Origin of the sequence: Vibrio sp. HA2012 (assembly GCF_002812955.1) — a bacterium.
In the GTDB taxonomy this organism is placed as follows: domain Bacteria; phylum Pseudomonadota; class Gammaproteobacteria; order Enterobacterales; family Vibrionaceae; genus Vibrio.
Genome location: NZ_PFXK01000004.1, coordinates 30,326 through 50,385, shown reverse-complemented (window position 1 = coordinate 50,385; position 20,060 = coordinate 30,326). Strand labels below are relative to the sequence as shown.

Annotated in this window: 21 protein-coding genes and 1 pseudogene; 4 read left to right on the top strand and 18 right to left on the bottom strand. The window is 38.8% G+C overall.

Translation table 11 applies throughout. From position 1 onward, the window contains the following. Positions 1-87 precede the first annotated feature (87 nt). From CSW98_RS08790 to CSW98_RS17715, 18 genes and pseudogenes are all read right to left on the bottom strand, one after another. Positions 88-1,137 carry a glycosyltransferase gene (locus CSW98_RS08790; protein ID WP_100800116.1) on the bottom strand — a complete coding sequence of 350 codons (1,050 nt, stop codon included), beginning with the start codon at positions 1,135-1,137 and terminating at the stop codon, positions 88-90. Then, a complete protein-coding gene (locus CSW98_RS08785; protein WP_100800115.1) occupies positions 1,131-2,153 on the bottom strand; it encodes a polysaccharide pyruvyl transferase family protein in 1,023 nt (340 codons plus the stop codon). The genes CSW98_RS08790 and CSW98_RS08785 overlap by 7 nt, the downstream gene beginning before the upstream one ends. Beyond that, complete coding sequence (locus tag CSW98_RS08780) at positions 2,150-3,124, bottom strand: UDP-N-acetylmuramate dehydrogenase (protein WP_100800114.1); 975 nt, start codon at positions 3,122-3,124, stop codon at positions 2,150-2,152. Before CSW98_RS08780 ends, CSW98_RS08785 begins: the two co-directional genes overlap by 4 nt. Beyond that, on the bottom strand, positions 3,118-4,296 hold the full coding sequence (locus tag CSW98_RS08775) for a lipopolysaccharide biosynthesis protein (protein ID WP_100800113.1): 1,179 nt from the start codon (positions 4,294-4,296) through the stop codon (positions 3,118-3,120). Before CSW98_RS08775 ends, CSW98_RS08780 begins: the two co-directional genes overlap by 7 nt. Next, positions 4,289-4,840, bottom strand: a complete 552-nt coding sequence (locus CSW98_RS08770) for a DapH/DapD/GlmU-related protein (protein WP_100800112.1) — start codon at positions 4,838-4,840, stop codon at positions 4,289-4,291. The genes CSW98_RS08775 and CSW98_RS08770 overlap by 8 nt, the downstream gene beginning before the upstream one ends. Then, positions 4,837-6,339: a hypothetical protein gene (locus tag CSW98_RS08765; protein WP_100800111.1), complete on the bottom strand. Its 1,503-nt coding sequence runs from the start codon at positions 6,337-6,339 to the stop codon at positions 4,837-4,839. Before CSW98_RS08765 ends, CSW98_RS08770 begins: the two co-directional genes overlap by 4 nt. 21 nt (positions 6,340-6,360) lie before the next feature. Next, the gene (locus tag CSW98_RS08760; protein WP_100800110.1) at positions 6,361-7,536 is read right to left on the bottom strand and encodes an N-acetyl sugar amidotransferase; all 1,176 of its coding nucleotides are present in this window, start codon (positions 7,534-7,536) and stop codon (positions 6,361-6,363) included. Beyond that, positions 7,517-8,236 carry a HisA/HisF-related TIM barrel protein gene (locus CSW98_RS08755; RefSeq protein WP_100800109.1) on the bottom strand — a complete coding sequence of 240 codons (720 nt, stop codon included), beginning with the start codon at positions 8,234-8,236 and terminating at the stop codon, positions 7,517-7,519. Before CSW98_RS08755 ends, CSW98_RS08760 begins: the two co-directional genes overlap by 20 nt. 10 nt (positions 8,237-8,246) lie before the next feature. Then, complete coding sequence (gene hisH / locus CSW98_RS08750; RefSeq protein ID WP_100800108.1) at positions 8,247-8,867, bottom strand: imidazole glycerol phosphate synthase subunit HisH; 621 nt, start codon at positions 8,865-8,867, stop codon at positions 8,247-8,249. Continuing rightward, a complete protein-coding gene (locus tag CSW98_RS08745) occupies positions 8,857-9,996 on the bottom strand; it encodes an N-acetyl sugar amidotransferase (RefSeq protein ID WP_100800107.1) in 1,140 nt (379 codons plus the stop codon). The genes hisH and CSW98_RS08745 overlap by 11 nt, the downstream gene beginning before the upstream one ends. A gap of 4 nt (positions 9,997-10,000) precedes the next feature. After that, positions 10,001-11,056 carry a pseudaminic acid synthase gene (gene pseI / locus CSW98_RS08740; RefSeq protein WP_100800106.1) on the bottom strand — a complete coding sequence of 352 codons (1,056 nt, stop codon included), beginning with the start codon at positions 11,054-11,056 and terminating at the stop codon, positions 10,001-10,003. Next, positions 11,049-11,693 carry a formyltransferase family protein gene (locus tag CSW98_RS08735; RefSeq protein ID WP_100800105.1) on the bottom strand — a complete coding sequence of 215 codons (645 nt, stop codon included), beginning with the start codon at positions 11,691-11,693 and terminating at the stop codon, positions 11,049-11,051. Before CSW98_RS08735 ends, pseI begins: the two co-directional genes overlap by 8 nt. After that, complete coding sequence (gene pseG, locus CSW98_RS08730) at positions 11,668-12,741, bottom strand: UDP-2,4-diacetamido-2,4,6-trideoxy-beta-L-altropyranose hydrolase (protein ID WP_100800104.1); 1,074 nt, start codon at positions 12,739-12,741, stop codon at positions 11,668-11,670. The genes CSW98_RS08735 and pseG overlap by 26 nt, the downstream gene beginning before the upstream one ends. 6 nt (positions 12,742-12,747) lie before the next feature. Further along, positions 12,748-13,431, bottom strand: coding sequence for a pseudaminic acid cytidylyltransferase (gene pseF / locus CSW98_RS08725; RefSeq protein ID WP_100800103.1), 684 nt, complete (start codon positions 13,429-13,431; stop codon positions 12,748-12,750). A gap of 3 nt (positions 13,432-13,434) precedes the next feature. Then, complete coding sequence (gene pseC, locus CSW98_RS08720) at positions 13,435-14,607, bottom strand: UDP-4-amino-4,6-dideoxy-N-acetyl-beta-L-altrosamine transaminase (RefSeq protein ID WP_100800102.1); 1,173 nt, start codon at positions 14,605-14,607, stop codon at positions 13,435-13,437. Next, the gene (gene pseB / locus CSW98_RS08715; protein WP_100800101.1) at positions 14,604-15,617 is read right to left on the bottom strand and encodes a UDP-N-acetylglucosamine 4,6-dehydratase (inverting); all 1,014 of its coding nucleotides are present in this window, start codon (positions 15,615-15,617) and stop codon (positions 14,604-14,606) included. Before pseB ends, pseC begins: the two co-directional genes overlap by 4 nt. A 498-nt stretch (positions 15,618-16,115) precedes the next feature. Beyond that, positions 16,116-16,424, bottom strand: coding sequence for a hypothetical protein (locus CSW98_RS08710; protein ID WP_100800100.1), 309 nt, complete (start codon positions 16,422-16,424; stop codon positions 16,116-16,118). A gap of 281 nt (positions 16,425-16,705) precedes the next feature. After that, positions 16,706-16,976, bottom strand: a pseudogene (locus CSW98_RS17715) (helix-turn-helix domain-containing protein); the annotation flags it as partial. 294 nt (positions 16,977-17,270) lie between these two features. Between CSW98_RS17715 and CSW98_RS08700 the strand changes: the two are divergent. The 4 genes from CSW98_RS08700 (at position 17,271) to CSW98_RS08685 (ending at position 20,046) form a co-directional block, all read left to right on the top strand. Next, complete coding sequence (locus CSW98_RS08700; RefSeq protein WP_100800098.1) at positions 17,271-17,768, top strand: hypothetical protein; 498 nt, start codon at positions 17,271-17,273, stop codon at positions 17,766-17,768. Then, positions 17,663-18,202 (top strand): N-acetylmuramoyl-L-alanine amidase, encoded by a 540-nt coding sequence (locus tag CSW98_RS08695; RefSeq protein ID WP_443083661.1) that lies wholly within the window; start codon positions 17,663-17,665, stop codon positions 18,200-18,202. The genes CSW98_RS08700 and CSW98_RS08695 overlap by 106 nt, the downstream gene beginning before the upstream one ends. 3 nt (positions 18,203-18,205) lie before the next feature. Next, a complete protein-coding gene (locus tag CSW98_RS08690; protein ID WP_100800096.1) occupies positions 18,206-18,544 on the top strand; it encodes a hypothetical protein in 339 nt (112 codons plus the stop codon). 155 nt (positions 18,545-18,699) lie between these two features. Continuing rightward, complete coding sequence (locus CSW98_RS08685) at positions 18,700-20,046, top strand: ATP-binding protein (RefSeq protein ID WP_100800095.1); 1,347 nt, start codon at positions 18,700-18,702, stop codon at positions 20,044-20,046. Positions 20,047-20,060: the final 14 nt, after the last annotated feature.

Here is a 20,060-nt window from a genome sequence, read left to right as displayed (position 1 = left end):
CAACAAGCCTTAAATAAATAGAATTCGATGTCAGCAGGAGCCTTGTATATAATTTGTGGAATTTCATATTAGTAAAGCCTTAAGAATTTATAAACTCTTATAAAAGTTAGCTGTCTCTTCTCTCATATTATCCCAAGTGAATCTCTCCTTGTTATTTGAAAGAAAATCCATATTCTCTGAAGCAATTTTTTCTAAAGAGCAACTATCTATTAGGTGACTTAGCTCATCCTTCTCAGTCAAATCAAAAACAAACCCGTAAGGAGAAAATAGTTCTTCAAAAACACTATTACAATGAACTATTGTTCTGCACCCACTTGCTATTGATTCAAAAGGTGTTAACCCAAACCCTTCATATAGAGAAGGCACCACATGCAAGTAGGCATTTCGGTAAAATTCCGTCAAGGTACAGTCATCACCCTGAACGAAAGAAACTTCCTCTTCTGAGAGTCCAAGTTTATCAAGCTCCTTCATCTCTTCAAGAGTAGGTGGTGCACCAAACGCTACAAGCATTCCACCATTTCTCCGAAAAAAAGACATAGAATAAGCATCTAATAATGTGGAAAAATTTTTATATCCATTTCGGTTACCAACAAATAAAATGTATGGCCTATCACTATTAAAACTATCTACGGAGACATTAACACCTTCCAGAAAATCCACTCCAAGATATATCGTTTTTATTTTGTTACTTGACACACCATAAATATCAATTACATCTTGAGCCGTCGTATTTGAAATAGAAATAATTTTATCTGCATTTTTTATGCACTTACGCTTTTGTGATACAACCCGGTCGTCATTTGAATCTACGCCTAACTTTTCGTGAATACAATCATAAACAGTGATTATATTACTACTATTCGAACTAAAGCTATCAAAGTCATAGTAGCTTATATGCCGAATATCACTACTGCTAAGTCTATAGATATTTTTATTGATTAATCTTTGAAGTCTATTTATATAGCGGTTATTGTATATCCGGTACCTTCCTGGCATATACAAGTTGTTTCCGAATATTACATCACAATTAATTTTTAGTTCCGATGACTCAATTTTATTTAGCTCTGAAAAATATCGAGATATTCCACCTACAGTTTGAGAATGAAAAATCTCTGGAGATATATTTATATTTAACATTCTAACATTTCTTTTAGCTTATTTTGGGATTCACTTATCCAGTAATTCAATTCTGAATTTAAGCATTTGTAATCCAATCTCTGAGGCAACTTGTCAGTCACCGTTTCTTCATCAACAAATCTATCATGAAGATCTAATCGATTAACCACTGTTTCCAATTTATTTTTCCGATATAAGTCTTCATATATAAGAAATTGTTTGTTAAACTTCAAAGAGAACATAACCCCATGAAACATTGATGTAACGACCATTTTACAACTAGCAAAAATATCAATAAATTCAGATGGTGATAAAGCGATTATACTTTTTATACCAGGTATTCTATAACCTATCGCAATCACCTTAAAATTCCTGTCCTTGGCATACTCCACAATCTTACGAACAAACTTTTCAGGTAAACCTGTAGAGTAAATTACTATCGTATCTTTGTATTTATCCAACCTAACTTTTGGTATATCATACAAAAACACTGGATCACAAACTATATTAGACTGTTTCCCCAAGTTTTTTGATATTATAGATTCTGAATTCGAATCTCTAGTAGTAATATGTTCAAATTCACTTAAAGCATTTATAACTTCGCTAGGCAATTCTTTATTCTGCTCTACAGTACCAAAACTAGGGGCATAAGCTATTTTCTTCTGATATTTGGTGCCAATTTTCCCAAAAAAAACCAGATCTAACCCAATTAGCGGGTTGGTAAAATTCCAAATTTCATCAGCACCAAAGACTAAAGTTTCGATATCTGTATCAGAAAGTTTGTCTACTGCAAGTAACTTGAAATTTTTCTTCTGATAATTTCTAAACTTTATAAGCTTTATATAATTTTTCACTAAAAGGTTAATTCTTTTAGTGAAAAATAAAGTTTTTAATTCATTTGATTTAAGTGTGCCTGGTTTATAATCGACTATAGAAACATCATGACCAAGCGATTTCAAAAAATTCGCCAAGCAACTTGCTTGCCAATAAGCACCGTAATTAATTCCATCATGGTAAGTAACTGTAGCTATTTTCATTTTAGCTTATCTACTATTTCAATTTCAAGTTCTGTTTTAATCTTTGTAAGCTCTCTAAACTTCTCTATATTACTTTTAAATTCGTTGTAGCTTATTCCTTTATTTACAAAGCAATTCAAGGTAGACTCCGATATATTTTCAGATAGAGATTTAGGTATTTGCCTTGAGAATAAAGTGTATTTTCTAATCAGGTTAGAATATGTCTTATGCCTATCCTTTGTGATTTTGGATACACTACGAATTAACATTTCTACGATGTTATCAATTAAGTTATTACGAAAGATATCTTTGTATATATTTCTAGTAGAAAATGTACTACCAAGATTAGGGTATTTTTTCTCTTGATAAGAACCTCGTAATAACCTCACTTTTTTAGCATTTTCAGCAATTACTGACAGATCATTAGATTGACTTAGATTTGAAAGCAAACAGCTGACAATGATTACATTCTGGAATTCATCTCTCCTAAAAATGCTTGTTCTCCATCTAAACTCACACTCTTCTTTTGGGATTGTCTGTATTTCACCATTTCTATTTATATATGTCACACTCTCTATAAAATCGGAAATACAACAACCATAAGAACTAGCATTCATATAAATACCTCCTCCAACAGTTCCAGGTATACCTACCAGGCCTTCAAAGCCAAGATAACCTTTTTTTATAAGGGATGTAGCTAACGAAGGCATAAGTGCACCAGCACCAACTTCTATTTTATCATCCTTTATTATTATACTTTTGAAATATTTTAACGAGATGCCTACCGTCTTGATTCTACCCTCACGAATGAGAACATTGGATAAGTTCCCTAAAACGAAATAATCTCTATTATCATTTTTAAGAAAATTTATCAGCTCAAAAAGTTCATCTAAACTTTTTGGAAAGTAAACCACATCGAATATACCACCGATTTTAACGTAACTCTTTTTGGATGTGTCATAATCTCTTTTACATAGGATATCTTCTAACACAACTTCTCCTCACATCTTGTTTTATAACTAACTTTGGCTAACAGCATAAAAATTAACACTGAATATCCTGCTACAACACAAAAAGGTACATTAATAGGCTTGTCAGTACCAAAAATGAAAAGTAAAGAGGCATACACCATAATTGCAATAAGATTAAACTTAGAAACATTTATATTGTCTCCTGTAGAAATCAAAACTGTTTGAATCATAGAAGCTATATGTGATAAAAGAATATATAATACCATAGGAAAAATAAATTTAGCATCACTGTGAAACTTTTCATCTATAAAGTACTCTAACCCAATCTTAGCTATAGGGACATAAAGAAAGCTGCCACTCACAGTGATCAACGAAAATATTGCAATATATTTAAATTGCATTTTTACATTTTCTCTATTTCTATATATCGATGTATATATAACTCGCCCAAACCCATTAAGACAAAGGTCAAGTGGTAAACACAACGTATATATTAAAAAATATCCCCCAGCTTCATCCACACTGTGAAGTTTACCCATAAATAACTTATCTGAATACAACAAAAACCAAGTCATTAGCGAAAGTGGATATAATTTAAATCCTTCTATTATCCATTTTTTATTGATTATTTTTAAAGACATTCTATATATGGAATTATTTATTTCTCTACAAAAAGGAAGATATAAACCAACAATTATTGCACATGCACGGGTAAAATAGTCCAACTCATTAAGAAAGAAGAAAAGTAGTGTAATTAATATATTACCAATCATACCAATTAACTGTAATATACCAAACCTCTTTGCGTTGTTATTTAATTGAAGCTTCATTAAGTGTAATGCACTAAAAGAACCAAATAAAGATGCCATCAAGGATAGAATAATTAATTCCCCATAAACAGGAATAAATAACCAAGCCATTAAGGCAAACACCATTGCAACAATAAAGACAAATATTGAATTATTTTGTAAATGACTAATTATTAATTTATTATCTGTATTGAAATTGCGAGATAGTGTAATATTTCCATTCATCGAAATTAATGGTGTAAAAAATATCATCAAGTTTGAAAATATGGATAAATAGCCAAAATCATCTTTGGACATATTTACAGTTAATAGAGGAAGTAATACGAATGCCCCAGAACGTCCTAATGCAGTAAATATTATATATGTAAAAGCGGTTTTAAACATTTTTTCTTGCTACTTTAGCGGGGTTACCTAAAGCTATAGTGTTGTCTGGAATATCTTTGGTAACAACGCTGCCAGCCCCCACTATCACATTCGATCCAATCGTAACACCCTTTAAAATAATAACACCAGCACCAATCCAACTGTTATCACCAATAGTTATCGCCGATATACCCACATCTGACCAATCTTTAGTTCTTCCAGATAGGTAATCAGGCAAATCTTTCATTCTAACTTTGGGATCAAATGAATGCCCATTATTATCCGTGAATAAACAATTAAATGAAACTAGTACATTGTTGCCAATATATATACTATCTGCTATAGATAATATAGTTCCTGCTCCAATAGAACTATTATCTCCCAAATTCAACTTCGATTCATTTCGCTCAAAACTCACCAAAGCCCGACATATCGATCCTTTACCTAAATGTAGTTTTGAAGGATCGGGACTAACACCATAAGCATATTGAACACTACCTAAGTTGCTCAACTTCGACTTTATGGTCTTCGATTTTATCTTCTTTAATAGTTTGATCAACATCATACTATGTCTTCACTTGTATTTTGTAATATTAAATTATGCACTTTTTCAATAGCTTTGTCAGACAAGCCTTTTTCGCGTATTTCTTTCATTGACGTAGTATTATCAAAAAACGATCTCAACACATTAGATTGAACTGCTTTTATGTCCATATAGGTATACATAGCTCGCTTCGCAACTTCCATTTTATCAAATGAAAAATCATCAACACTTTCCAAGTAAGATAAGTAGTCAGTAGCGTTACTAAATTCTTCGGCTATACCTAATCCAGTATGGGGTCCATCTCCGGCTGTTACTACTTTTTTTCCTAGCGATGCCGCTTCAAATGTAATAGTTCCCCTACATGTAACTATAAAATCAACTTCTTTAATTAATTGAAAAGTACTTACCTTCGTATCTGAGTCTAAGAAATATATGTTGGGTGGTATCTTCTTTCCAAATAAATCATTTAGTATTGTAACTACTTTTTCATTTGTCCCTAAATGTTTCTCAGAAGGATGTGATTTAATAATCCAGTTAACATCATTTCTTTTTTCAGCAATTTTTAGTGTTTGGATTAACCAATCAATATAATCTTTAAATAGACTTTCGTAACCTGGATTATCCCATACTAGATGGCAGGCAACTAAAGCATTATACTTATTTTCTTTCACATCAATTGAAGTTATACCAAAGTTCTTACCCTGCTGATAACCTCCATCAAAGAGTTCTGTCTTTCCTTCAAAACGTTTGTCAACAAATTCCTCAATCACTGAACTATCTATAGTCTGTGCTTTGGCCCAAGTTGAATCGTTAAACGAAAATGGAAATCTTCTTACGGCATCATTATAATCAGCGTGGTTGACATAACTTCTACCGCCGATTTTTCCAGTCTTACCGTACGGAAAAGAGACGATAGTGTTTATATTTTTATTTAGTGATGCTATGAACACAGGCAAAAATGACGTATATGCGATATCTGAAAGCAATAAACAATTTATACTTTTTTCTTTCAAAAACTGTTCCATTGCCTCATAACGACCTAAGAATTCTGAGATTTCCTTTTCATAATAGTGAGTCTCCGGATAAAATCTGCCAATTTTGTTGTTTCTTAATTTGCTGAAATATATATCTTGACCAACATTAAATCCATTAAAGTTTATATCGGTTATGTATTTATTATTTTCAATAAAATATAATAACCTTTCTCCAACCACTTTTTTACCAGATAATGTTATTTCTTCCGCATCCAAGTAATTTTTTAGTAATTTATTTTGCCAAAGATACTTATCCATAGATTTTTTATATACTAAGTATACTTTATTTATTTTATTTTCTTTTAATAATTTAGATAAAACAGCTACATAGTAAAAATTCAGAACTTCATATCCAGTAAAGCACTCAATAGCTATATTGATTCCTTCATTGTTGTGCCTTTTATACCTTTCCCTTCTAGGTATAGCTGTATTGTCGTTAGGGAAGAAATTATTAATCCTATATAGGATGCTATTAAGAAAACTCATATAATACCAATATCCTGTTATTTAAACACCTTTCCCAAAAACAATAAAATCTTCATTTTTATTTATTGGTGAAATTAATTGTTTAGCTAGATTTTCCGGCAGTTTCATACTTTCAGCCCGATCATCACTTTCACTGATTAGATGATTCACTTTGTCAAGTTTATGTAGTTTAAACCAATCATATCCGCTTGAAGTCACACCTAACCAATCAAAAAATGGCTTAACACAAACTTTCGAACATGTGTAATGAGCTGAAATCTGATTTCCTTCCTCTGTAGATATCCTTCCATGACGAATTTCCCTCGCCACGTGATCTGTCACTTTTCGATAACCAACACGCTTATACTTAAGGATATCGTGCAGATTATAATATACCGAACTTCCTGCTCTCTCATAGATATCAAAAGATGAAGTGTTTTGTTCGGGCTGAAAGCCAAACTCAATAACACTCTTGTTCTGAGCTAAAGGGTCCCAACGAAAATAATTGCTCAAGTAAAGCCCCTTCACACCACGACGCCCTAAATCTGAAACTTTGGGATACTGATAATAGTTCAAATGGCGTAAATCTACCTGAGCACCATTACCAATCAATGTATCCACTTCCACTTCAAATAGATCATGTTGTCGTCGACTCCAGCGACTCATCTGCACGGCGTCATGATGTGAAAATTTACCAACTTGTTCAACCGATTGATTTTGTCCCCATATAATTAACGGGATCTTCCGTTCATACGCAACATGAACAGGAAAAGACGTATGTAATTGTAAGAACGGCAGCAAAATATGATCATATTTTCTTAAAGACGTTCTGACTAGGTCTTTATAAACCCTTATATCTGGGTTAAATACAAAAGAATCAACATCAAAATGTGTAATTAGTTGATGTATATTATGCCAACCAATATCATTTTTAAAATAGTCATTCACGCAAACTACTAAAGGAGAGAGCCCAAGTTCCAGCACCTTCGATAAGGTATAGAAATCTTCTGCATCTCCGATGACTGGTACAACGCAATCATACTTTCTGTGATTATTTTTATATTTCTTAATTTCTGCTTCTAACTCACCGCGCTTATCAGACCAGTTGATAACATCTTTTTCTCGATGGGTAAAACACCCAGAACATTCATCATTGGTAATACTGAGGCCAAATGGATGCGCTTTAGGATAATGGCATTTAGGACAAAACTGTTGCATGTTTATAACCTGAAATTGAATACTCTTGGTGCAATACTTTGTTATCGATCAAAACCGATGCTAAGTTCTTCTGACGAGCAATATGCAATGTTTTTTCCCCTACCCCTCCACTAATAATTAATTTCCCGAATGGAAAAGGTACGCCTTCCAGTAATGCCCAGTCAAACTTATCACGGCTTCCTTCATGAAGTATGTCAAAAAGCACAACCTCGTTTGCAAGCTCATCAATGAACTCAATATCAATTTCAGAAAAAGGAATGAACCTCCTTTGAGAGCAGTGATAGACGACAACATCACTCCCCCGATAAGCCACTGGCAGTAGACATTGAATGGCTTGACGACCAAATAACTCATTTGCCATTACAATTAAATTTCTATTTTTTTCAAGAAATGCAGAAGAAAACACAAGGCGCTCAATTGGAAGATCTTTAAACAGCTTTAGATGCTCTACAGAACGGATTCCCCCACCAAAGCTAATTGGTGTCATGGTTTTAAGTGCTGTAATCACTTCTATATCCTGCTGGAACTGGAGCAGCGTATCGTCATGCCTGACTGGACGAATAATTGTCACTTCATCACAGTGATACTCTTCCAATGAGTCTAGGACGCCTTGTAGACTTCCCAGAGGACGAACTCTATTCCACTCGTAGGATTGCACACATTGTTGTTCACTCAACAGCACTGTTGCACCTATTCGCATATTATTACTCCTACAAGATCATCGAAATCAGTTCTAACCCTGTCAGTTGACTTTTCTCAGGATGAAACTGAATACCAATTATGTTGTCTTTCACCAGCAGACCGCTGTATTCAGACAGACTTTCTGATATCGGAGTTGTAAAAGCCCCGGTTTCATTACTCACAAAGCCATATTCATGGTTGTAAAATACTCGTCCATCAAGAATTCGTTTTTGGGTTAAATGACACTGACTATGGAAGGATTGGCTATTCATTTCATTACGTCGTAAGTATATAGGCTCCCAGCCATTATGAGAAACATCCCCTTTCAGGCGCTCTACATAACCATTAATCAAATTCAGCCCTTCTACCCCGCCATCCTCTTCTGAGTGTGATGACATAATTTGAAAGCCCAAGCATATACCTAATAGCCTACCTCCTTTATCCACATGTTCCAGCACTGCCTGGTCATAGCTGCCCTGCTTAAGACGCGACATGTAAGAGCCAGCTGAGCCAACACCGGGTAAAATCAGTAAATCCGACTGAATATTAGAAGGTTTGGTAACAATACGCGTCGGTACATTCGCTTTCTCAATCCAGTTCTTAATCGAGCGTATATTACCACTGCCAATATCAAGAATATCAACTGTCATAATCCACTCCGACTTCAAACTTACGTACAGGTCTTTCCCCCGAACGAATATGAAAGATATCACCATTTACCCATTGGTTTGCTATATTCCAAAACTCTGTTTCGGATATCCCAACATAGTCGGAAAAGGCTCGAATAATACGGTCAGAGCACAAACCATCATACCGCTCAACCACCTTAATCGCCTCTTCTCTGCTCATTCGACCTGCACGAATTTTTTCGTTGACACTATCTGTCGCTCGGCCAAAACCAAATTTGTAATATTTCAGCATCATATTGATATTGGTAAATTCCTCATCCAACATTGATGCATTCGACAGATCTCCCGTCTCAAGCTCTTCTCCCGGACGCAAGGTTAATCCCTGAAGAGATGCATAAGTAGAATTATCATCATTACTCCAGTCATCCCAGGCTGGGCCTAAGTAAAAAATATTAATTTTCTTCTTTTCAAATTCTATTTCATCTGGATAGATATAATGCTCTGACAAGTAAGGATGTTTAACAGAATCTTGAAGCCACTCCATACCACCCGCCGTTAATGTATTTAGTCGGCGAAGATTATTGCCATCAAACTCGTCAAATCCCTCTACCGCAGCATCTCCCACCTGTAGAGCTGGGTTTTCCCCCCAAAAAATAGTGTTCACTCCTAGTTCAATTGCAAGACGCGGCACTGTAGAAAATAACGACATCTCGGTTGATTTGCATACATTGCCAAACTGCTTGAATGATTCTAATGCCAAATGTGCTCCAGTTTGAGGTGCCGGCGTTGCCGTAATGACATCAAACCCCATTTCAATTAAGTTAGAGAGGTTTTTGGCACCAATTTCCGACATCTGCTTGGGAGGGTAAGCGCAGCACACCAATAATGGCCTTAGTCCCAGACGATCCCTTACCCAGTGAGCCTGACGAGTGCTGTCTTTACCTCCGCTTACACCAACAATGCAGTCATAGGCACCTTTATTTCTCTGTTTCTGCCGGCTTTTCTGAATCTTGTCCTGAAGTATTTTGAGCTTAAGCTCCGTGTTACCGTGATGCTCAGACTCAGAATAACTACACGCGATGCATACTCCATCACTCAAAGATGCATTCGGCCTCAAATCCGTAGTCAGACATTTTTTACAATACTTCACACTATCATCTCTCTAGCAGATCAAAACTCAGTGCTGTTCCTCTGGGAATATCGTTCTTCGCTTTCTGACCAAGCACTTCTTCATAATATTTTGGTGCAAGCCCAAATCCTGGACGAATGCTTCTAACATTTTCTTCGGTCAAGACTTCTCCGGATTTAATATCCTTAACGACATACAAGGAGCGGCGAAACTTAACATTACCTTTCTCTGCTTCTGTGCGCTCATAGTTCACCTTTCCCATTGCTTGCCATGCTGTCTTCGTATCTTTGCACAATGCTTGAAGCTCATGAGGCTCTAGTGAAAAACTATCATCGGGGCCACCACCATTTCGATCTAATGTCACATGTTTCTCAACAAGGCATGCTCCTAATGCAATAGATGCGACTGCCGTTGCATTATCAATGGTATGATCAGAAAGACCTGACAACACATAAAAGCGCTGTTGCATATCAGTAATTGTTTTCAGGTTATACTGCTCTGCAGGCGACGGATAGCCACTAACACAATGAAGAACCACTAACTCTTCACAACCGTTGCTTTTAGCCACGGTAATCGCCTCTTTAATTTCTTCTTCATTTGCCATACCTGTTGACATAATCACCGGTTTGCCTGTTTTAGCCACTCGAGCAATCAACGCATGGTCAACCAGTTCAAATGATGCAATTTTATAAGCAGGAGCATCCAGTTCTTCAAGCAAATCAACCGCTGTAAAGTCAAATGGTGAACTAAATATTGTAATGCCGACTTCTTTTGCTTTTTTAAATAATGCTTTGTGCCAATCCCAAGGAGTATGAGCCCATTCATAAAGCTGATATAGACTATAGCCACCCCACAATCCACCATGAATTTGGAAATCTTCTTTGTCACAATCTATGGTAATAGTATCCGGACGATAAGTCTGAAGCTTTATAGCATCTGCCCCTGCCTTGTGGGCCTCTTCTATAATTCTAAAAGCATTATTAATATCGCCATTATGATTAGCAGATAGCTCAGCAATAATGTAAGGTTCGTAATCAGGGCCTATTTTTCGCCCCTCTATCTCGATATAATTCTTAGGCATCTGCCTTCTCCAAACGAATATTGTATTTTGTATCATTGATTATCACGTAGGCTGGATACCTATCCGGGTCACAAATTCTTAGCAAATTAAACTGCGATCGAATCGATGCATCTGCATCAAGTTTACTGTCTTCCGGAGTGCGCTTTCGATGATAACTTCCTACAATGTCACTTTGAGGCTGAGCTATAGATGATTCAATGCTCTCACAAGCCCATGACATTAATTCCAATTCAGCGATAAACAACTTGTGATTTATCTCATCGTAAAGCTCATTACCACGTAGCCTGATCTGTTTCTTTTGCCAAATATCACCTGTATCTACAGGGTCTTCAACATTCAGTAAAGATAACGTCAAGGTATCTTTTCCATTCAAAATATCCCAAATGTAGGGACTCCAGCCTCGACCTTCTGGCAAGTCACTTGCGTGTAACACCAAACTATAGCGGAACATGTTTCTTATAGAGTGATGAACAATTTCAGAGCAAGATACTAAAAACAAAATATCTCTATGATCAGAAACATCCTTCACTGTCGTTAACAGCTCAATATCGTAGCTATTACTATTTTCTTTTTTCCATTTTTCTAAATAAGAATAAACCGGATGCTGTGGATTATTGCATATAATAGTTACTTTCATTGTTAAGCCTAATAATTTCTTGTGTCACTCTTTCTGTACCTTTTCCATCACATGAAGCAAGGCTTCTGTGAAAGAGATCTTCCCAACTTAAGCAAAGTATATTAAACGCACCAGGAAGCTTCTCCTCAACTTCATTGAGCAACACCTCTATCCCTATCCCATACTCAACCAACTGCTTACAGATCTCTTTTTGATTATCCGCTAGTGGGATGATTATACTTGGTAATCCAAGACAAGCTCTTTCCCAACTCGTACTGCCTGGAGCACCAATAGCTACATCATGCTCTAGCATCATCGTTGCCATGTCACTAACAAATTCAATATGATGAACTTCATCATGCTTCGCACACCAATCAGAAACCACCTTAAAGTTAGGGGAGCGTTTACTGAGCAGCACTGAGAATTCTGCCTCAACACACCCAACCAATGACTGTAACACAGACATTGTCGCATTAGGCATATCAACCCCCCCCATAGAGATCAACACTTTAGGCTTGGAAAAATGGAACTTACGTTTTTCAGCTTGAGGTCTGACTAATGCAAACTTATCATTTAATAATGCATACTTTGTCCCTGTTAACGCCACCCCATTAGTCTGATACTCACAAGCAGTTCTTCCTAAAGTTTGGTCGACGATTAAATCAGCATTATGTTCCCTCACTAAGTCATCGATGGCTACAATAAAGCAATCTCGCTTTGCTTTGATGATATCGTGCCATGACTTACCAATACCATAATGATCAGTGATGACTAAATCAGCATCCCGAACACATTCTAAAAAGTCAATAGCATCTTTCGCCTGTGACTTTTGAAGCCAAGCTTCATAATCTGAGCTATGCTTAGGTGTTTGGAATACTTTTGGTGGGGTGAGTTCAATGACCTGGTAACCACGCTGGCTTATAAAGGCTTTCATATCACCATTTTGAGGGAGACAAGCGAAACTCACGGAACAGCCATGGGACTGTAGTGCATCCGCCAAAACTAGGCACCGCATAACATGCCCACTGCCGATCCAGACAGATGCATCAACTCGGATTACGACTTTCATATGACTTTAATTTAATGTAGAGAAAAGGGCTTCAGCAAACTCCCAATCTTCCAGTGTATCAATATCCTGAACTCGGCTTCTTGGTAGCAGTACTACTCTGGAATGTGGAGCAAAAATGGATTTACGCTCCAGGAATGCAGCTTTACGTCCCCAATAAAACTGACCTGCATCATGGTAAGCTTCTTCTAAATCTTGAGAGCGCACTTGCTCTTTACTTGGCTCGAACATGGATACTGCACCAGTATCTGATAATTTAATTGCACGCTGAATAGGAAAAGAAAATGTTGCTGCACTGAATACAAACTCAGCATTATCTTTTTCTAATCGTTGTAAACCTTCTACCAAATCAGTTGATGTCACTAATGGTGCTGTTGCATACAGACAACATACGATATCAATATCCCACCCTTGCTCTTCACACCAAGTAATTGCATGCTGCATTACATCCATCGTTGTCGCATAATCATCAGAGATACTCTCCGGACGGATAAAAGGCACCTCTGCTCCATATTCTCGTGCAACTGCTGCGATCTCATGATCATCAGTGGAAACGATAACCTTATCAAAACATCCAGACTGCAATGCAGCATCTATGGAATAAGCAATCATTGGCTTACCGTGAAAAAGCTTAATATTTTTACGAGGAATACGTTTGCTCCCTCCTCGTGCCGGGATAATAGCGACTTTCATTACTTACCTCGCTAAGATATCAGATAAAACCTTTACGACAGTATCCTGCTGCTCCAAACTCATACTATGAAATATTGGCAGGGAGATTGCCTCTTGGTAATAGCGTTCTGATTCAGGAAAATCGCCTTGTTTAAAGCCCATACGCTGATAATAAGGTTGGGTATGTACAGGAATATAATGCAAGTTAACTCCAACCCCACGTTCTCTGAGCAATTCGAACACTTCCCGATGAGAAAGCACGATATTATCCAGCTGCAAACGAATAACATATAAATGCAGACCAGAATATGTATTTTCCAGCTGGTAAGGAACCGTTACCGGCAAGTCTTTTAATAACTCGTTATATCGCTTTGCCAGCTTATGTCTTGCCGACACAAACCGCTCCAGTCTTTGCATTTGAGTAACACCCAATGCAGCCTGAAGCTCTGTCATCCGGTAATTATAACCAAGCTCAACTTGCTGATAATACCAACCACCGTGGGACTCTCCTTCTATCAAAGCAGGATCCCGGGTAACACCATGGCTACGGAAGAGAGCCATTCTTTCTGCTAACTCTGACTGATTGGTCAACGCAGCCCCACCTTCAGCAGTGGTCACTATTTTCACCGGATGGAAGCTAAATACCGTAATATCAGAATACTCACAATTCCCTATGGGTTGACCATGATATTGGCCGCCAATGGCATGCGAAGCATCTTCGATTACTTTAAATCCATATTCTTTCGCAAGCTTGCCTATCGCCTTCATATCACACGGCTGTCCACATAAATGAACCGGCACGACCACTTTAGGCAAGGTCCCTTTGGCTTTTGCTTCTACTAATTTTTGCTCCAGTTTCACCGGACACATATTGTAGGTGTTAGGGTCAATATCAACAAAATCAACTTTTGCTCTACAATACAAACCACAGTTTGCTGAAGCTACAAACGTGATTGGTGACGTCCATAACCAATCCCCCTCGCCTAATCCAAGCGCCAGACAAGCGATATGCAAAGCTGATGTTGCACTATTTACTGCCAAAGCATGCGTAGCTCCAGTTTGATTCATCAGAGCTTTTTCAAACTCAGGAACCTTAGGCCCCTGAGTCAAAAAATCGGATTGAAGGACTTCTACAACCCCATCAATATCTTGCTGGGTAATCTCTTGTCTGCCGTATGGGATCACTTTGTTACTCACACTGTAAAGTTAGGGTCAACATGTTCTTTAATTAGCTCACGGAGGCTTTCTACGGTTTCCCACTCAGTGTTAGTACCGGAGTTATATTTAAAACCAAATGGTACTTTTTTAGCGTTATGATGCTTAATAAAATCCTCTTCGGTATTATCAAAAGACACTGATGGTAAAATTACATAATATTTACCTAAGTCTATAGTATTTAAAGAGTCAGCATCCGTAATCATCTCCTCATGAATCTTTTCACCTGGCCGCACACCAACAATTTTCATCTCACACTCAGGAGCAACAGCTTTAGCCACCTCAATAACACGATAAGATGGAATTTTAGGAATAAAAATTTCCCCCCCCAAATGATGTTCAATCGCGTACATCACCATATTGACGCCATCTTGCAACGAAATATTAAAACGTGTCATTTCTTCATGAGTGATTGGAAGTACACCCTCTTCTTTTTTCTTCATAAAGAAAGGAATAACTGAGCCTCGAGAACCCATCACATTTCCATAGCGAACAACACTAAAACGAATATCTCTGGAACCCTTAATGTTATTGGCTGCAGTAAAAAGTTTATCTGATACTAATTTTGTTGCACCGTAAAGATTTACTGGTGCGCATGCTTTATCTGTAGAAAGCGCAACAACATCTTTTACACCACAGCTCAACGCTGCATGTATCACATTTTCGGCACCATCAACGTTTGTTCGAATGCATTCTGTCGGGTTGTATTCAGCAGTATCAACTTGTTTGATAGCTGCGGCATGAATTATCACATCCACCCCTTCACAAGCCTGAATCATACGCTGGCGATCACGGACATCACCAATAAAAAAACGCAACTGCGGATAATATTTATGAGGATACTTTTGTTTTAATTCAAACTGTTTTAACTCATCTCGTGAAAATATGATTATTTTTTTTACTTTAGAGAATCTATTTAAAATAGTTTTAATAAATTGTTTACCAAAAGATCCTGTACCACCGGTAATTAATACCACTTTATTATTTAACATATTTATTTTATACCTATTAACTTATTTTATTGAGGTAGCATTTTCATTAACACCACACAAAAACATTAACCATTTGACAAATTGGGTTTTCTTTATATTCTATATTATAGAAATAGAAAAATCACCAAATTCCACATGTAGATTTTTCATTGCAATTGCTTTGACTTTTAATATATTTTATATCTAAAATAATTAATATTAATTAGTTGTAAATATGTTGTAACCAAACAGACTTAAGATACAATCCAAACATATCTCTCATTTCAAACACGCTACCGCCCTTAGGTTTCGCCCCTAAATGCGTTCAATAGTCTTTCGCAAATACTCTTGCTTTCTGCGTGTTTTGGTGCCCAAGAGTGTAAACCAAAACACACTTGGGTGCGACTGCTTGTCGGCATTCGGTTACAAATTGTGATTCGATACGTAACTTAACTGTATACAACTTGAGCACCCGGAAAAACAAGGTGCTTTTCCGGGCTGAGACGGTATAAAAACACATCAGAAACAGCGGTTAATCACATACCGCTGCCGGGCTTCTTTGATGCATTGCACGCCAATAAGCAGGTGAGTGGGTTTGCCATCGGTGTTTATTGTTTCCACATCAATAAAGATTCTGGCGTTGCGCAGTATGGAATGCAGGGTGTATTTCCCGGTGATGCGCAGTTGCCGGTTGATCTCCTCCAGGCTCACCGGCTGCGGATAAGCACAGAATAGCAGGTTCAGCAGCTCGTAAGTGCGGCCATCAGCACCGTTAATGTGGGCCTGTAAGATCCGTTTTTCCTCTTGTAGCGTTAAGCGTGTTTTCATACATCACCTGCCTGTTACTGAACATTTATGCTGTCGGAGCATATGCTGAATATGCCGTTCGATGGGGTGTTTCTTGCCGCTATTGCGGTATTTTTCGAGTGCTTTATCGGTTATTCCCGGCTGGGTGTCTGATGCTGAGCTCGCTTGCCGATGCCGTAAACTGCCCGCCTTCTGAAGATCTTTTTCTTTATGACCGGTTATGTGTGCAGCGCGATCATCCTCTGCCGGTGCAGCCGCTGCGTCCTCCCCCGTGCAGGAATAGCATGGCTCCACATGGCAGTTCTCCGGTATACGCAACTGATACAGATTGCTTCGCTGCCTTCCCCTGTTATCGAAACGGTTGATCCGGGTAATAAAACCGTCTTTCTCTAAGGTTTTGATATGGCTTTTGACCGTGCGCAGTGAAATTTCACAATACCGGGCAAGGTAGTCACAAGAAGGGAAACAGACGCCGCGGCTGTCTGCGTTATCGGCAAGCTTTAACAGGATCAGTTTACTGATGGGAGAACCGGTTTTTACTGCCATAAATGACAATATCAGCTGTTGGCTCATACGTGCTCCTTATGTGGAATGAGGAGCCTCCACCTAAACAGCGAATGGCTGATTAGGGTTGAGTTGACTATCAATAAATCGGGTTAGTTGTTGATTTTACGAACGAACGTTTATTTTTTCCGGAAAAGAAACCTCTTTTTTAGCCCACTCTGTGTGGTCACTCCAAAAACGCAACAAAACTGTTTCTTTGCTCAAACTGCCCGCCCCTTCTGCCGGTTTCTCTTTTACTCTGTGCCCTGACTCAGCCACAAGGAGGCCATATTTATCCTGTTACCCATCACCGGAGATCAATCTATGTGCATGACAATACGGCGATTTATCGCGGTTTATTCCCCTGCAACCGCCAGTGCAGAAACCCGGCAGCAGCAGAGCCTGTTTGTGCCGCCGGAGCAGGAGTACGGCGAGCTTATCAGCCAGGAAACCTTCTTGTACCAGCTTGCCCGGGCAAAACGTCATTGTCCGCGGGGGTTCTGTCTGGCCTACCTGCGCTATGTTCACACCCGGCAGCGGTATTTTCTGACCCTGATGGTGTGGCTCCGGCAGCAGATGGCACACGCACCGTTTACCCGGCAGCAACAAACAGCCGTTGCCCTCACCTGTCTGTATCTGTTGCTTTGTCAGAAGCATAAGGTGACATACCGGCAGGCGCTGCATGTGTACCGCTTCGGCACCATCAGCGCCGAGCAATTACAGATGAGCGAGCACTGGGTCAACCAGCTTTATTATCGTTTGGAACAGGAACTGGCGCAGTTTATACAGTTGCTGGAAACACAACCGACGGAGGCAGAATGAAACAACATCCGCTTAAATACATCACGGTTCACTGCAGCGCAACCCCACCCGATATGGATATCGGAGTCGCAGAGATCCGCCACTGGCATCAGCAGAAAGGCTGGCAGGATATCGGTTATCACTATGTGATCCGCCGTTGTGGCACCGTGGAGCATGGACGGCCACTGACCCGGACCGGGGCGCATGTCAGAGGACATAACCGGGGCAATATCGGCGTGTGTCTGATTGGCGGATGCGATACGCAGCAGTACCCGCAGGATAATTTTACCCTCGCCCAGCGCAAGTCGCTGTTTCTGCTGCTGGCTGAATTGCAGCATGTCTTTGCCATTGATGATGCGCATGTCTGCGCCCACTCCCAATGGGACTCCGGCAAAGCCTGCCCTGTGATCAGTATCCATGCGGATCCGTTTTTACCACTACCCGAAAAGGAGTAACCGATGGGTTTATTCGGACGAATATTTGGCAGCCCGACGCTGTTGGAAAAAGGCCTGAACACTCTGACCAAAACAGGAGATGCGATGTTTTTTACCGACGAAGAAAAATCACAATATAAACTGAACCTGCTGAAGGCTTACGAGCCGTTTAAGTTAGTACAGCGCTATATTGTGTTGTTGTTCACTGTCCCCTATGTGTGCCTGCATATCTGTGTCATTCTCGGTTGTATGCACGGACTGGCGTGGCAGCCGTTAAGTGTGATGATCAACGATGCATTCGGCTACCCGGTACTGGCGGCTGTCGGTCTGTATCTGACCGGAGGCGTGCTGAATAAGAAGTGAGTGAATAAACCTCGCCCTTCCCTCGCTTTGGGGGAGGGGTGACATCGGCCATACAGCATTTTGATTAGTGTAAATTATATTACAGTAATATAATTTACACTAAAGGTATCGTGATCTATTCTAGTGCTAATTCGTGAAAGCAAAAGTAAAAGGTAATGAAAAAATTTTATAATCGTCAGAAGGAATTAAAAGCTCTACAAACTGTTTCTGCGCAAATAGTAGAAACAAAGGGGCAACTTAGCGTCATGGTTGGGAGACGACGCGTAGGTAAAACCCGTCTTTTAAACGAAGCTTTTCACCAAGGCAATACCCCATTCCTTTACCTTTTCATCAGTCGAAAGAGTGAAAGCGCCTTAGTGGCTGAATTCGCAGAAATCATCAATAGTGAGCTCGGTGTTAAGTTTTTCCAGCCCCAATCACTGCGGGATATCATTGAGTTCTTGTTGGATTATACAAAGCAAAAACCTCTGACCGTCATCATTGACGAGTTTCAAGATATCGATATCGTTAACCCTGCTCTATTCTCCGATATGCAAAATTTATGGGATGCAAACAAGAGAGACTCGATGATGCACCTAGTGTGCTGTGGCTCCCTTTACAGCATGATGACGAAGATTTTCAAAGGCAAAGACGAGCCTCTATTCAATCGTGATGATAGATTCTTTAAAATTCAACCGTTGCAGCCCTCTTATCTTGCTGAGGTAATGAAAGATCACAACCAATTTGATGCTGAAAATATGCTCCGATGGTGGTGCCTATCTGGCGGGATACCCAAATACCTTGAGTGGTTAACCCGATTCTCCGCTGAGAACGATGACCTATTTGAGGCGGTAATCTCCGAGTTCTCACCACTCATAAAAGAAGGAACTCATCGACTTGTGGAAGATTTTGGCTCCGAACATCGAATTTACTTCGATATTCTTGGTGCAATATCAAAAGGCAATACAAGCCGTGCCCGCATTGAAAACTTCTTAGGTATGAGTGTCGGAGTTCATCTGGAAAAGCTTGATGGCGTTTTTGATGTAATTACCAAAAAACGCCCGATTAGCTCTAAAGAGAATTCACGAGATATTCGTTACTCCATTTCCGATCCGTTTCTGAATTTCTGGTTTCGATTCATCCATGCCAACAAAAGTGCTGTTGAGATGGAGAACTACGAATACATCCGAAGATATATTGAACGAGATTTCACCGTTTACTCGGGGCGGGAATTAGAGAGCCTGTTCGTCGAGATATTGGTTGAATCAAAGCAATTTGGAAAGATTGGTGGATACTGGGATGCCAAGGGTCACAATGAGATCGATATCGTGGCTATTAATGACTTAGATAAAAAAATACTCATTGCCGAAGTGAAGAGACAGCAAAAACGTTACAGTGAGGCCAAATTAATAGAGAAATCCCACAGCCTTTTGAATAAGTTAAATCTACAAGGTTATGATATTGAATATCGTGGGTTTTCATTGGATAACTTAGTTGAAACAATGCAAGAGTATCAAGCGTAATCAACACCTTTGTT